Below are 14,366 nucleotides of genomic sequence, written 5' to 3' on the forward strand. Positions count from 1 at the left end.
GCGCCGACGTCCGTCACCTGTCGTTCGGACACGGCATACACCACAGCCACGGCGCGCCGCGGGGCCCGCGGGAGGCGGAGGTCGGCCACCGGACACAGCTGCGCCGTTTGACGCATCTTGCCCCCCCGGGGGCCCCCGCCCCCACGGTCGTATGCGGGTGTGTACGGGCGTACGCGTACGGACCCGCTCAGTCCTTGCTGATCTCCCAGAACCGGAACACGGTCGAGGAGTCGAGGCAGTTCTCCAGCCCGTAGACGTTGTCGCGCGCGACCGCGTACTGCTTGGCCTGCCAGACCGGGATGACCGGGATCTGCTCGGCCACGATGCCCTGGAGCTTGTGGAACTCGGTCAGGGTGGCGGAGCGATTGCTCTGGGCGGCCGTCTTCGGGATGAGACCGCCGGTGACGGTGCTGTTGGTGTAGTTGTTCCGCAGTACGTTGCCCTTGCCGAAGAAGGGGGCCGTGAAGTTGTCCGGGTCCGGGTAGTCGGGCACCCAGCCCTTCACGTAGACGCCGTACCTGCCGCGGGCGATGTCCTTCTCGTACTGGTCGAACGGGACGGACTTCACGGTCGCGTGGAACAGGCCGCTGGCGTTGAGCTGCTGGGCGATCGCCCTGAACTCCTGGTCGGTGGCGGGGCCGTAGCGCGACGGGGTCGACCAGAGCGTCAGGGCGACCTTGCCGGTGATGCCCTCGTCCTTGAGCGCCGCGGCGGCCGCCTTCTTCGACGGGCGGTCTCCGTACGTGTCGGAGAAGGCCGTGTCGTGGCCCGTGATCCCGGCGGGGATGATCGAGTAGAGCGGCGTCGCCGTGCCCTTGTAGACCTTGTTGACCAGGGCGCCGCGGTCGAGCAGATGGGCGATGGCCTTGCGCACTCCGAGCTTGCCGGCCACCGGGTCGTCCATGTTGAAGACCAGGTGCTGCACCTCGGCGCTGCTGCCCTCGACGACGTCGACGCCCTTGCCGGTGGAGGTGTCGTTGGTGATGTCCGCGATGCCGTCGGCGGCCAGACCCCGGTAGGCGACGTCGATCCGGTGGTCGAGCACCGCCGTCCTGAGGGCGTCCTGGTCGTCGTGGAAGAACCTCAGCGTGACACCGGAGTTCTTCACCTCGGCGTTGCCCCGGTAGCTGCCGTTGACCGAGAAGACGGCCTGGTCCTTGCCGAAGGAGTCCAGCTTGTACGGGCCCGAGCCGACCGCCCGCTGGTCCCGGCGCAGCGCGTTCCCGGCGTACTGCCGGTGGTCCACGATCGAGCCGGCGCCGGAGGCTATCTTGCTCGGGAAGGTGGCGTCGGGGTACTTGAGCTTGAAGACGACCGTCTTCGCGTCCGGGGCCCGCACCGTGTCGAGCATGGGGAACATGACGGCGGGACCGCTGGGGTCGGCGATGTTCAGCGTGCGGTCGAAGGAGAACTTGACGTCCTTCGAGGTGAGCGGGTCACCGTTGCTGAACTTCAGGCCGTCCCTGAGGGTGCAGGTGTAGACCGTGGTCCCGGTGCCCGAGAAGGAGCACTCCTTGGCGGCTTCGGGCGAGGGTTCCGTGGCGCCGTTGGAGAAGCTCAGCAGGGACTGGAAGACGTTGTCGAACAACAGCCAGGACCCGGGGTCGTACCCGGACGCCGGGTCGGTGGCCAGGACGTCGTCGGACATCCCGATCACGAGGGAGGCGCCGGTGCTCCCGGTGCCGCCCGTTTCCGAGCCGCAGCCTGCGAGCAGGCCGATGGCCAGCCCCGTCGCGACGGACAGGACTGGCCATTGGTTGCGCATGTTCACGAGGAGGTGCCTTGTCATTGGTTCTCTGGAGCGCCGGTCCGGCGGACGCCGGTCCGGGGCGGCCGACGCTCCTGAGGACCGGTCAGCCGCCCACGCCGCGACCGAGCTCCCACAGCTGAAGCGTCGAGGAGGAGTTGAGGGCCCACTCGGCACCCGTGATGTCGTCCCGCGCGGCGATGTACTGCTTACCCTGCCACAGCGGCAGGATCGGCACGTCCTCGGCCACTGTGTTCTGTATCTCCGTGAGGCTCTTCGACGCGGTGAGACGGTCGGCCTCACGACGCGAGTCCGGGATCAGCGTGCCGCGGATCCGGGCGTTCACGTAGGGGGAGCCGAGCGTGTTGTCCTTGTCGAGGAACGGCGCCAGGTAGTTGTCGGCGTCCGGGAAGTCGGGGAACCAGCCCATGCCGTAGACCTGGTACTTGCCCTTCTGCTCGGCCGGACGGAACGTCTCCCAGGGCGTGCCCTTGACGTCGACCTGGAACAGGCCGGTCGCGTTGAGCTGCTGCTTCAGCACCTCGAACTCCTGCTTGGTGGCCGTACCGTAGTGGTCGGTCGTGTAGTGCAGGGTGAGCTTCACCGGCGTGGTGATGCCGGCCTTGGACAGCGTCGTGGTGGCCCTGGCCGCGCTCGGGTCGCCGTACTTGTTGAAGAACGAGTTCGAGTGGCCGGTGATGGTGGCCGGGACGAGCGAGTACAGCGGCTCGGCCTGCGAGCCGTACACCTTGGAGACCAGCTCGCCGCGGTTGATGACCTCGGCCATCGCCTGGCGGACGGCCTTGCTCTTCACCGACGGGTCGTCGGTGTTGAAGCCGAGGTAGCGGATCTCGAGACCGGGCATCTCGACGAGGTCGATGTTGCTGTCCGTGCCGAGGTTGCCGAGCTTCTTGATCTGCTCCGGCGTCATCGAACGGGTCATCAGGTCGATGTCGCCCTTGTCGAGCGCGGCACCCATGGCGTCCGCGCTGTCGAAGGACCGCATCTCGACCTTGTTGTTCTTCGGCTTCAGCAGACCCTTGTAGTTCGGGTTCTTGGTGAAGACCATCTTGACCGCCGCGTCGTTCTTGACGTCGGCCTCAAGGGTGTACGGGCCGGAGCCGTCGACCTGGAACCCGTCGCGCAGCTTGCCCTTGTCGTAGTCCTTGGGGTTCACGATGCCGGCGACCGGGGTCGACAGCTTGAACGGGAAGGTCGCGTCCGCGCTCTTGAGGTGGAAGATCACCTCACGGTCGCCCTGCGCCTCGACGGTGTCGACGGTGGACAGCAGCGCGAACACACCGCTGTCGGCCTTGATCGCCATCGCGCGGTCGATCGAGAACTTCACGTCCTTGGCGGTGATCGGGTCACCGCTCGCGAACTTCAGGCCCTCACGCAGCTTGCACGCGTAGCGCTCGTTGCCGGAGTCGGTGAAACCGCAGCTCTCGGCGGCTTCGGGCTGCGGATCGCCGTCACCACGGGGCTGGACCATCAGCGTCTGCACCGTCTGACGCAGGACGTTCCAGGTACCGACGTCGTACGCGTACGCCGGGTCAAAAGGAGCCGGGGCATCCTTCGATGCGGTGAACCCGTCCGTGGTGCCGATGACGATCGCATCGCCGCTGTTGCCCCCGCTGTCGGAACCGCCACACGCGGCGAGCACCGGGGCGAGCAGGCCCACAACGGCCGGCAGCACCAAAGTCTTGCGGTTCATGCTCGAGTTTCTCCAGAGCTGTCGTGTCCATGTACACGCCATACAGGGGTGGTGCGGGCGAGTCACGGGGGTTATGGCGAGGTTCTCGCGATGACATTAGTCCGCACCGCCAGGACACCTCACGGAGACCGGAGTTGAGTTCCCATCACGCTGCGAAACCGGGCGCGGACGCACCGATAACCCGACAGCGGAAGGATTCGTGCAGCGTTCCACCAATCGGGACACAAGGACGTCCCGATCACCCCCGAAAAGGGGACAACGGCACACGGCGACGCCCCTGTCGACCCTCTGTCACGTGACGAACATCACACGGCCAACTTGGCGGGCACGTACCGGAATTCGGCCATCCGCCCGCAGATCGAATTGCCCACGACGGCTCCGTTCCGCTTACCCGCGGACACCCCGCGGCAATCCGGGGATTCGGATGGCGCACGCTGGGTGAACGGCTAGCGCATTTCCGTCATCAGCCCGCGCAGAAAGGCCAGATCGACCTCTTCCAGTGAGGTCACGACCGTGCGCCGGGCCGCGGAGGCGATGGGCGCGATCGAGGGTACGGCAACCACCTGGCAGCCCGCCGCCTCCGCGGCCGCGACGCCGGTGGCGGTGTCCTCGATGACCGCGCACCGGGCCGGATCCGCGCCGAGACCGGCGGCCGCCAGCAGATACGGGTCGGGGAACGGCTTCGTCCGCTCGACCTCGTCGCCCGCGACGGTCAGCGAGAAGTACTGGGGGCCGAGCGAGGCCAGGATGCGGTCGATGATGCGCCGGTGCGAGGCGGAGACCAGAGCGGTGGGAATCCTGTGCGCCGCGAGCTCCGCGAGGAGCCGGGCCGCGCCCGGCATCAGCGGCAGGGTCACGCCGATACGGCGCTCGAAGCCGTCGTTCAGCAGCACCGAGAGCTCGTCGAAGGTGATGTCGGCTCCGGTGGCCTCGATCAGGAAGTTGGCGCTGCGGCTCATGGGGCCGCCGACGACCACCTGGCGCCAGGAGTCGTCGAGGGTGTGCCCGAGCGTCCTGAAGATCTCGACCTCGACGTCCCACCAGAAGCCCTCGGTGTCCACCAGGGTGCCGTCCATGTCGAGGAGTACGGCTTGCAGTGCGGAGCCTTCGGCCGTACGGGTACCGAGCGCGGGGACCGTGCTGGTCATCCTGGCGCACCTCCTTGGGGGACGATCAGGCCGGTCACCCTTCGAGGAGCAAGGGGCGACCGGCCTGCGGTGGACCGACCAGTGTACGTCTCCCGTGACCGGAGTGCCTCTCGACACCCCGGCGGCGCGTGGCACGCCCTAGCGGGCGTTGAAGTACTTCGCCTCCGGGTGGTGGATCACGATGGCGTCCGTGGACTGCTCGGGGTGCAGCTGGAACTCCTCGGAGAGGTGGACGCCGATGCGCTCGGGCTCCAGGAGCTCGGCGATCTTCGCCCGGTCCTCCAGGTCGGGGCAGGCGCCGTAACCGAGGGAGAAGCGGGCCCCCCGGTACTTGAGGGCGAACATGTCCTCGACGGCCGCCGGGTCCTCCCCCGCGAAGCCGAGCTCCGAACGGACGCGGGCGTGCCAGTACTCGGCGAGCGCCTCCGCCAACTGCACGGACAGGCCGTGCAGTTCGAGGTAGTCGCGGTAGGAGTTGGACTCGAAGAGCTTGGCGGTCTCCTCGCCGATCCGGGAGCCGACGGTGACGACCTGGAGGCCGACGACATCGGTCTCGCCGGACTCCTCGGGCCGGAAGAAGTCGGCCAGACACAGCCGCCGTCCGCGGCGCTGGCGCGGGAAGGTGAACCGGGTCCGTTCGTTGCCCTGCTCGTCCAGCAGGATCAGGTCGTCGTCCTTGGACACGCAGGGGAAGTACCCGTAGACGACGGCCGCTTCGAGCAGGTTGTCGGTCTGGAGCTTGTCCAGGAGGCCGCGCAGCCGGGGGCGACCCTCGGTCTCGACGAGCTCCTCGTACGTCGGTCCCTCGCCCGTACGGGCCTGCTTGAGGCCCCACTGGCCCTTGAACAGGGCGCCCTCGTCCAGCCAGGACGCGTACTCCTTGAGCTGGATGCCCTTGATGACACGGGTGCCCCGGAACGGCGGCGTGGGGACGGGGTTGTCGACGGCGACGTCGGAGCGGACGTGCCCCTCCTCCGGGCGCTCCTCGGTCACGGCCGGCGCGGCGGCGGCCCGTACCCGGCGCTGCTTCAACTCCGGCAGCACGGCCCCGGGCACGCCCCGCTTGACCCCGATCAGCGCGTCCATCAGGCGCAGGCCCTCGAACGCGTCGCGGGCGTAGCGGACCTCGCCCTCGTAGATCTCGTACAGGTCCTGTTCGACGTACGCCCTGGTCAGGGCGGCGCCGCCGAGGATGACCGGGTAGTCGGCGGACAGCCCGCGCTGGTTGAGCTCCTCCAGGTTCTCCTTCATGATCACCGTGGACTTGACCAGCAGGCCGGACATGCCGATGACGTCGGCCCGGTGCTCCTCGGCGGCGTCCAGGATCGCGGAGACCGGCTGCTTGATGCCGAGGTTGACGACGTTGTAGCCGTTGTTGGACAGGATGATGTCGACGAGGTTCTTGCCGATGTCGTGGACGTCCCCGCGCACGGTGGCCAGGACGATGGTGCCCTTGCCCTCGGCGTCCGACTTCTCCATGTGCGGTTCGAGGAAGGCCACCGCGGACTTCATGACCTCGGCGGACTGGAGCACGAACGGCAACTGCATCTGGCCGGAGCCGAACAGCTCGCCGACCACCTTCATGCCGTCGAGCAGCGTCTCGTTGACGATGTCGAGGGCGGGGCGGTCCTGGAGGGCCTCGGCGAGGTCGTCCTCCAGGCCGTTCTTCTCGCCGTCGATGATGCGCCGCTTGAGCCGTTCGTCCAGCGGCAGCGCGGCGAGTTCCTCGGCCCTGCCCGCCTTCAGCGACTTGGTGGTGGCGCCCTCGAACAGCGCCATCAGCTTCTGAAGCGGGTCGTACCCCTCGGCGCGCCGGTCGTGGATGAGGTCGAGGGCGGTGGTGACCTGCTCCTCGTCGAAGCGGGCGATGGGCAGGATCTTGCTCGCGTGCACGATCGCGGAGTCGAGGCCCGCCTTGACGCACTCGTCGAGGAAGACCGAGTTGAGCAGGACGCGGGCCGCCGGGTTGAGGCCGAAGGAGATGTTCGACAGGCCCAGTGTGGTCTGGACGTCGGGGCGGCGGCGCTTCAGCTCGCGGATCGCCTCGATCGTCGCGATGCCGTCCTTGCGGGACTCCTCCTGACCGGTGCAGATGGTGAAGGTCAGGGTGTCGATGAGGATGTCGGACTCGTGGATGCCCCAGTTGGTCGTCAGGTCCTCGATCAGCCGCTCGGCGATGGCGACCTTGTGCTCGACGGTACGGGCCTGGCCCTCCTCGTCGATGGTCAGCGCGATCAGCGCGGCGCCGTGCTCGCGGGCGAGACCGGTCACCTTCGCGAAGCGCGACTCGGGGCCGTCGCCGTCCTCGTAGTTGACGGAGTTGATGACGGCCCGGCCGCCGAGCTTCTCCAGGCCCGCGCGGATGACCTCGACCTCGGTCGAGTCGAGGACGATCGGCAGTGTCGAGGCGGTGGCGAAGCGTCCGGCGAGTTCCTCCATGTCCGCGACGCCGTCCCGGCCGACGTAGTCGACGCAGAGGTCGAGCATGTGGGCGCCCTCGCGGATCTGGTCGCGGGCCATCTCCACGCAGTCGTCCCAGCGGGCCGCGAGCATCGCCTCACGGAACTTCTTCGAACCGTTGGCGTTGGTGCGCTCGCCGATCGCCATGTACGCGGTGTCCTGGCGGAAGGGCACGGTCTGGTAGAGGGAGGCGGCGCCGGGCTCGGGCTGGGGGTGACGCTCGGAGGGCGTCACCCCGTTGACGCGCTCCACGAGCCGGCGCAGGTGCTCGGGCGTCGTACCGCAGCAGCCGCCGACCAGGGACAGGCCGTAGTCGCGGACGAAGTTCTCCTGCGCGTCGGCGAGACCCACGGGGTCGAGCGGGAAGTGCGCGCCGTCCTTGGTCAGGACCGGCAGACCGGCGTTCGGCATGCAGAGCAGCGGGATGCGGGAGTGCCGGGTGAGGTAGCGCAGGTGTTCGCTCATCTCGGCGGGGCCGGTCGAGCAGTTCAGGCCGATCATGTCGATGCCGAGCGGCTCCAGCGCGGTGAGCGCGGCGCCGATCTCGGAGCCGAGCAGCATGGTGCCGGTCGTCTCGAACGCCATGGAGCACAGCAGCGGCAGGTCGAGTCCCAGCGCCTCCATGGCGCGGCGGGCGCCCAGCAGCGAGGCCTTGGTCTGGAGCAGGTCCTGGGTGGTCTCGACGATCAGCGCGTCCGCGCCGCCCGCGATCAGCCCCTCGGCGTTGGCCTGGAAGCCGTCGCGCAGAGTGCCGTAGGCGACGTGACCGAGGGTCGGCAGCTTGGTGCCGGGGCCGATGGAGCCGAGGACCCAGCGACGGCGGCCGTCGCGGGAGGCGAAGTCGTCCGCGACCTCGCGGGCGATCCGGGCTCCCGCCTCGGACAGTTCGAGGACTCGGTCGGCGATGTCGTACTCGGCCATGGCGGAGTGGTTCGCCCCGAAGGTGTTCGTCTCGACACAGTCGACGCCCACATCGAAATAGGCCTCATGGACCGAACGGACGATGTCGGGGCGGGTGAGGTTCAGGATCTCGTTGCAGCCTTCGAGGTTCTCGAAGTCCTCGAGCGTCGGGTCCTGCGCCTGCAGCATCGTGCCCATCGCGCCGTCGGCCACCACGACACGGCCGGCGAGTGCCTCGCGCAGGGCGGCGATACGGGTCCGGTTCTCGGCGAGCTCGGACGAAGGGGACGGGTTCGGCAACGAAGCCATGAAGGTGCTCCCTGGAGTGCGACGGCTGTCGGCTTTGCGCTTCCCATGGAAGGCGCACGCCGTCAGGGTAGCCCGGAGCACCGCCGGAGGGTCGGCGGCGTCCAGAGGACGGACGCGCGTGGTGAAGGCGACCGGGGTGTTAAGACAGACGAGACATCTCGCGACCACCTATTAGCGAGAGCTCGTCAACGAACGGTAGTGTTCGACATTGCCGAACGGCGGCAGCGCAGCGCCCGCCGACGGCCGAAGGGGAACGGAGGCAGCACGGCGATGGCACGGAACATCCAGTCGCTCGAACGGGCGGCGGCGATGCTGCGCTTGCTCGCGGGCGGCGAGCGACAGCTCGGCCTGTCCGACATCGCCTCGTCGCTGGGCCTGGCCAAGGGCACGGCCCACGGCATACTGCGCACCCTTCAGCAGGAGGGCTTCGTCGAGCAGGACACCGTCTCCGGGCGCTACCAGCTCGGCGCCGAACTGCTGCGGCTCGGGACCACCTACCTGGACGTGCACGAACTGCGGGCACGGGCGCTGGTGTGGACCGACGACCTGGCCCGTTCCAGCGGGGAGAGCGTCTACCTGGGGGTGCTGCACCAACAGGGGGTGCTGATCGTGCACCACGTGTTCCGGCCCGACGACAGCCGCCAGGTGCTGGAGGTCGGGGCCATGCAGCCGCTGCACTCCACGGCGCTGGGCAAGGTCCTGTCGGCGTACGACCCGGTGGCGCACAGCGAGGTCCTGGAGGCCGAGCGCAACGAGTTCACGGCCCGGACGGTCAGTGCGCTGGAGCAGTTCGAAGGGGTCCTCGACCTGACCAGGGCCCGCGGGTACGCGGACGACGTCGAGGAGACCTGGACGGGCGTCGCCTCGGTCGCGGCCCCGATCCACAACCGGCGGCGGATGCCGGTCGGCGCGGTGGGCATCACCGGGGCCGTGGAGCGGGTCTGCAAGGACGGGGAACTGCGCCCCGACCTGATCGCGGCGGTGCGCGACTGCGCCCGCGCGGTGTCGCGGGACCTGGGCGCCGGGCGCTTCTGACGACAGCCGGCGCCGGGCGGTTCCGGCGCCTGCCGGCCGGGACGGTTCCGACATCTGCCTGCGCCGGGCGGATCCAGCGTCTGCCGGCGCCGGGCAGTTCCGGGCGTGTGTCGACGCCGGGCGGTTCCGACGTCCGTCGACGCCGGGCGGTTCCGACGTCTACCTGCGCCGGGCGGATCCAGCGTCTGTCGGCGCCGGGCGGATCCAGTGCCTGTCGGCGCCGGGCGGTTCTGGGCGTCCGTCGGCGACGGGCAGTTCCGACATCTACCGGCGCCGGGCGCGCGAATGTCCGCGCGCCGGCCCGGGTAGTCCCGTACGCCCGCCCGCGCGGCCCCTGCGTCACGAGGCCGGTACGTCACCGACGTACCGGCCTTTCGCACGCGCCCGCCCGCCCCCGGGGAACGCGCGCCCCGACCTCCCGCCGGAAGGCGCCTCGTACCGCCGCGGAGCACGCTCCCGCAGCCGCCCGGAACGCGCCCCTCACACACGCGACGTACCCGTTCGCGTGCGATGCGCTGCCGCCCGAAGATCGATAGCTCACAGCAATCAATAACGATCGTGTTTTCGATAACGGAACCCTTGACGAGCTGCTGACACCGGAGCAAGACTCCCGTCCATCGGTCGACATTGTCGAACACCTGACGACAAAAGCGTTAGGGTGTGGCAGTGCCAGCGGCCGTCATCGCCCTCACCCCCGAGGGCGCGAACCACCGGAGGGACCCGGGGTTCGGCTTCCTGGACGAAGGACAAAGGAGTCGCGGGTGTCCAGCTCCGACATCTTCATCGGCGAGACCATAGGTACCGCCATACTCATCCTGCTCGGTGGTGGCGTCTGCGCCGCCGTCACGCTGAAGGCCTCCAAGGCCCGTAACGCCGGCTGGCTCGCCATCGCCTTCGGGTGGGGTTTCGCGGTCCTCACGGCCGTCTACACCTCCGCGCCGCTGTCGGGCGCGCACCTGAACCCGGCCGTGACGCTGGCGCTGACCATCAAGGACGGCGGCTGGGACAACCTGCCGGTGTACTGGGGCGGCCAGTTGCTGGGCGCCATGATCGGTGCCACGCTGGTCTGGGTCGTGTACTACGGACAGTTCCGGGTTCACCTGACCGACCCCGAGATCGTCGGTACCGACGAGCAGCGCGCCGCCAAGGCCGTCGAGGCCGAGGAGCAGGCCGCCGGCCCGGTGCTCGGCATCTTCTCCACCGGCCCCGAGATCCGTAACGCGGTGCAGAACCTCGCCACGGAGATCATCGGCACCGTCGTGCTGGTCCTCGCGGTCCTCACCCAGGGTCTGAACGACAAGGGCAACGGCCTCGGCCCCCTCGGCGCGCTGATCACCGCCCTCGTGGTCGTCTCGATCGGTCTCTCCCTCGGTGGCCCCACCGGCTACGCGATCAACCCGGCCCGTGACCTCGGTCCGCGCATCGTGCACGCCCTGCTCCCCCTCCCGAACAAGGGTGGTTCCGACTGGAGCTACGCCTGGGTCCCGGTCGTCGGTCCGCTGATCGGCGGCGCGATCGCCGCAGGCCTCTACAACGTCGCCTTCGCTTAGGAGCATCGCCGAAGCACCGCTCGGGAACACCGCCCAGGAGCACCGCCGAAGAGCCGAACACCTCGAGGCACGCCCGAAGCACCGCTTACCGCACCTCCAGAGCAGCGCGACGTAAACACGTAGACACCGCCCTTACCTTCGGAACCTTCAGGAGCACACCGTGACCGACGCACACACCGCCGGCCCCTTCATCGCCGCGATCGACCAGGGCACCACCTCGTCCCGCTGCATCGTCTTCGACCGCGACGGCCGCATCGTCTCCGTCGACCAGAAGGAGCACGAGCAGATCTTCCCGAAGCCGGGCTGGGTCGAGCACGACGCCACCGAGATCTGGACCAACGTCCAGGAGGTCGTCGCCGGGGCCATCGAGAAGGCCGGCATCACCCGCGACGACATCAAGGCGATCGGCATCACCAACCAGCGTGAGACCACGCTGCTGTGGGACAAGAACACCGGCGAGCCCGTCCACAACGCCATCGTCTGGCAGGACACCCGCACCGACGCGCTCTGCCGGGAGCTCGGCCGCAACGTCGGCCAGGACCGCTTCCGCCGCGAGACCGGCCTGCCGCTCGCGTCGTACTTCGCCGGCCCCAAGGCCCGCTGGCTGCTCGACAACGTCGAGGGCCTGCGCGAGCGCGCCGAGGCCGGGGACATCCTCTTCGGCACGATGGACACCTGGGTCATCTGGAACCTGACGGGCGGTGTCGACGGCGGCCACCACGTGACCGACGTCACCAACGCCTCCCGCACCATGCTGATGAACCTCCACACCCTGGAGTGGGACGAGAAGATCGCCGAGTCCATCGGCGTCCCGCTGGCGATGCTCCCCGAGATCCGCTCCTCCGCCGAGGTCTACGGCGAGGTCACCGGAGGCCCGCTCGGCGAGCTGCTCGGCGGCATCCCGGTCGCCTCCGCGCTCGGCGACCAGCAGGCGGCCCTGTTCGGCCAGACCTGCTTCTCCGAGGGCGAGGCCAAGTCCACGTACGGCACCGGCACGTTCATGCTGATGAACACCGGCGACAAGATCATCAACTCGTACTCGGGCCTGCTGACCACCGTCGGCTACCGCATCGGCGACCAGGCTCCGGTGTACGCCCTCGAGGGCTCCATCGCCGTCACCGGTTCGCTGGTGCAGTGGATGCGCGACCAGATGGGCCTGATCAAGTCCGCCGCCGAGATCGAGACGCTCGCGTCGTCGGTCGAGGACAACGGCGGCGCCTACTTCGTACCGGCGTTCTCCGGCCTGTTCGCCCCGTACTGGCGTTCCGACGCCCGCGGTGTGATCGCCGGTCTGACCCGGTACGTCACCAAGGCGCACATCGCCCGCGCCGTCCTGGAGGCCACCGCCTGGCAGACCCGCGAGATCACCGACGCCATGACGAAGGACTCCGGCGTCGAGCTCACGGCCCTCAAGGTCGACGGCGGCATGACCTCCAACAACCTGCTGATGCAGACCCTCGCCGACTTCCTCGACGCACCCGTGGTGCGCCCGATGGTCGCCGAGACCACCTGCCTCGGCGCCGCCTACGCCGCCGGCCTCGCCGTCGGCTTCTGGTCCAACACCGAGGACCTGCGCGCCAACTGGCGCCGGGCCGCGGAGTGGACCCCCAACATGGACGCGGACGTCCGCGACCGTGAGTACAAGAGCTGGCTCAAGGCCGTCGAGCGGACCATGGGCTGGATCGAAGACGAGAACTGAGGAGTAAGAACCCGCAATGACCAGCCAGCCCACCCTGCAGTCCGTGCCTGCCCTCGGTACGCACCCGGCCTCCGGCTCGAACCCGAGCCGGGCCGAGACCCGGGAGCAACTCTCCAAGGCGACGTACGACCTTCTCGTGATCGGCGGCGGCATCCTGGGCATCTCCACCGCCTGGCACGCCGCGCAGTCCGGTCTGCGGGTGGCCCTGGTCGACGCCGGTGACTTCGCCGGCGCCACCTCCTCCGCCTCCTCCAAGCTTCTCCACGGCGGTCTGCGCTACCTGCAGACCGGCGCGGTGAAGCTGGTGGCGGAGAACCACTTCGAGCGCCGTGCGGTCTCCCGCCAGGTGGCCCCCCACCTGGCGAACCCGCTCACGTTCTACCTCCCCGTGTACAAGGGCGGGCCGCACGGCGCGGCGAAGCTCGGAGCCGGTGTGTTCGCGTACTCGGCGCTCTCCGCGTTCGGCGACGGCGTGGGGCACCTGCTGAGCCCGTCCAAGGCGGCGCAGGACGTGCCGGAGCTGCGCACCGACAACCTGAAGGCCGTCGCGGTGTACGGCGACGACCAGATGAACGACTCGCGGATGGCCCTGATGACCGTCCGCGCGGCCGTCGAGTCGGGCGCGGTGGTCCTCAACCACGCCGAGGTGACCGGTCTGCGCTTCACCCGGGGCCGGGTCACGGGAGCGGAGCTGAAGGACCGCACGGACGGCACCGAGTTCGGCGTCGACGCGCGCCTCGTCCTCAACGCCACCGGCCCCTGGGTCGACCACCTGCGCCGGCTGGAGGACGCGAACGCCGCGCCGTCCATCCGCCTGTCCAAGGGCGCGCACCTGGTCCTCAAGCGCACCTCCCCCTGGAAGGCCGCGCTGGCGACCCCGATCGACAAGTACCGCATCACCTTCGCCCTCCCCTGGGAGGACATGCTGCTGCTCGGCACCACCGACGAGGAGTACGAGGGGGACCCGGGCGAGGTCGCGGTCAACGAGAAGGACATAGCCCAGATCCTCGACGAGGCCGCGTTCTCCATCCGCGACCAGCAGCTCTCCCGCGATCTGATCACGTACTCCTTCGCCGGCCTGCGGGTGCTGCCCGGCGGCCCCGGTGACACCTCGAAGGCGAAGCGCGAGACGGTCGTGACCGAGGGCCGTGGCGGCATGCTCTCCGTCGCGGGCGGCAAGTGGACCACGTTCCGGCACATCGGCCGTACGGTCATGAAGAAGCTGGAGTCGCTGCCGGGCCACCCGCTGGGCGAGGACTTCGAGCCGATCTCCGCCCTGCCGAAGAAGCTGCCGCTGCCCGGTGTCGCCAACCCGCGCGCGGTCGCCCACCGGCTGCTCGTCGACGGCCCGGCACCCGGCCCGCGCATGGGGGCCGACACCGCGAGGCACCTCGCGACGCACTACGGTTCGCTGGCCTTCGACATCGCGCGCCTGGCGAACGAGGACGCGGCGCTCGGCGAGCGCGTCCACCCGGACGCCCCCGAGATCTGGGCGCAGGTCGTGTGGGCCCGGGACCACGAGTGGGCGGAGACGGCGGACGACGTGCTGCGGCGCCGTACGACGCTGACGATCCGCGGTCTCGCCACCGACGAGGTCCGCGCCAAGGTGCAGGATCTGCTCGACAAGAAGTAGACCGGACCCACCGGTTCCCCGGACGGCACCAGCGGTTCGAGGAACGGTCCGTACCCCGCGGAAGGGGGGGGGCCCACCGGGGGCGCCGCCCCCGCCGCCCCCGTTGTGGCGAACCTGGCCGGCCCGCGACTCCTCCGACGACGTGATCTCGGTGCTCCGCCGCAGCGCCTC

8 protein-coding genes are annotated in these 14,366 nt (G+C 69.4%); 4 read left to right on the top strand and 4 right to left on the bottom strand.

What is annotated here, in order from left to right:
* Positions 1-187: 187 nt before the first annotated feature.
* The 4 genes from ACFV2J_RS31830 to metH form a co-directional block, all read right to left on the bottom strand.
* Positions 188-1,771 carry an ABC transporter substrate-binding protein gene (locus tag ACFV2J_RS31830; RefSeq protein ID WP_385088795.1) on the bottom strand — a complete coding sequence of 528 codons (1,584 nt, stop codon included), beginning with the start codon at positions 1,769-1,771 and terminating at the stop codon, positions 188-190.
* An 82-nt stretch (positions 1,772-1,853) separates the two neighbouring features.
* Positions 1,854-3,461 carry an ABC transporter substrate-binding protein gene (locus tag ACFV2J_RS31835; protein ID WP_385088797.1) on the bottom strand — a complete coding sequence of 536 codons (1,608 nt, stop codon included), beginning with the start codon at positions 3,459-3,461 and terminating at the stop codon, positions 1,854-1,856.
* 446 nt (positions 3,462-3,907) lie between these two features.
* Positions 3,908-4,609 (bottom strand): HAD family hydrolase, encoded by a 702-nt coding sequence (locus ACFV2J_RS31840; RefSeq protein WP_385088799.1) that lies wholly within the window; start codon positions 4,607-4,609, stop codon positions 3,908-3,910.
* 138 nt (positions 4,610-4,747) lie between these two features.
* Positions 4,748-8,278, bottom strand: a complete 3,531-nt coding sequence (gene metH, locus ACFV2J_RS31845; protein WP_385088801.1) for a methionine synthase — start codon at positions 8,276-8,278, stop codon at positions 4,748-4,750.
* A gap of 270 nt (positions 8,279-8,548) precedes the next feature.
* On the opposite strand from metH, the gene ACFV2J_RS31850 reads away from it, so the two are divergent.
* From ACFV2J_RS31850 to ACFV2J_RS31865, 4 genes are all read left to right on the top strand, one after another.
* Positions 8,549-9,313, top strand: coding sequence for an IclR family transcriptional regulator (locus ACFV2J_RS31850; RefSeq protein ID WP_385088803.1), 765 nt, complete (start codon positions 8,549-8,551; stop codon positions 9,311-9,313).
* Positions 9,314-10,074: 761 nt separating this feature from the next.
* Positions 10,075-10,863 (top strand): MIP/aquaporin family protein, encoded by a 789-nt coding sequence (locus tag ACFV2J_RS31855; RefSeq protein WP_385088805.1) that lies wholly within the window; start codon positions 10,075-10,077, stop codon positions 10,861-10,863.
* 160 nt (positions 10,864-11,023) lie between these two features.
* On the top strand, positions 11,024-12,562 hold the full coding sequence (glpK, locus tag ACFV2J_RS31860; protein WP_385088807.1) for a glycerol kinase GlpK: 1,539 nt from the start codon (positions 11,024-11,026) through the stop codon (positions 12,560-12,562).
* Positions 12,563-12,578: 16 nt separating this feature from the next.
* Positions 12,579-14,195 carry an FAD-dependent oxidoreductase gene (locus ACFV2J_RS31865; protein ID WP_385088809.1) on the top strand — a complete coding sequence of 539 codons (1,617 nt, stop codon included), beginning with the start codon at positions 12,579-12,581 and terminating at the stop codon, positions 14,193-14,195.
* Positions 14,196-14,366 lie beyond the last annotated feature (171 nt).

Source organism: Streptomyces sp. NPDC059668 (assembly GCF_042734135.1).
Lineage (GTDB): Bacteria > Actinomycetota > Actinomycetes > Streptomycetales > Streptomycetaceae > Streptomyces.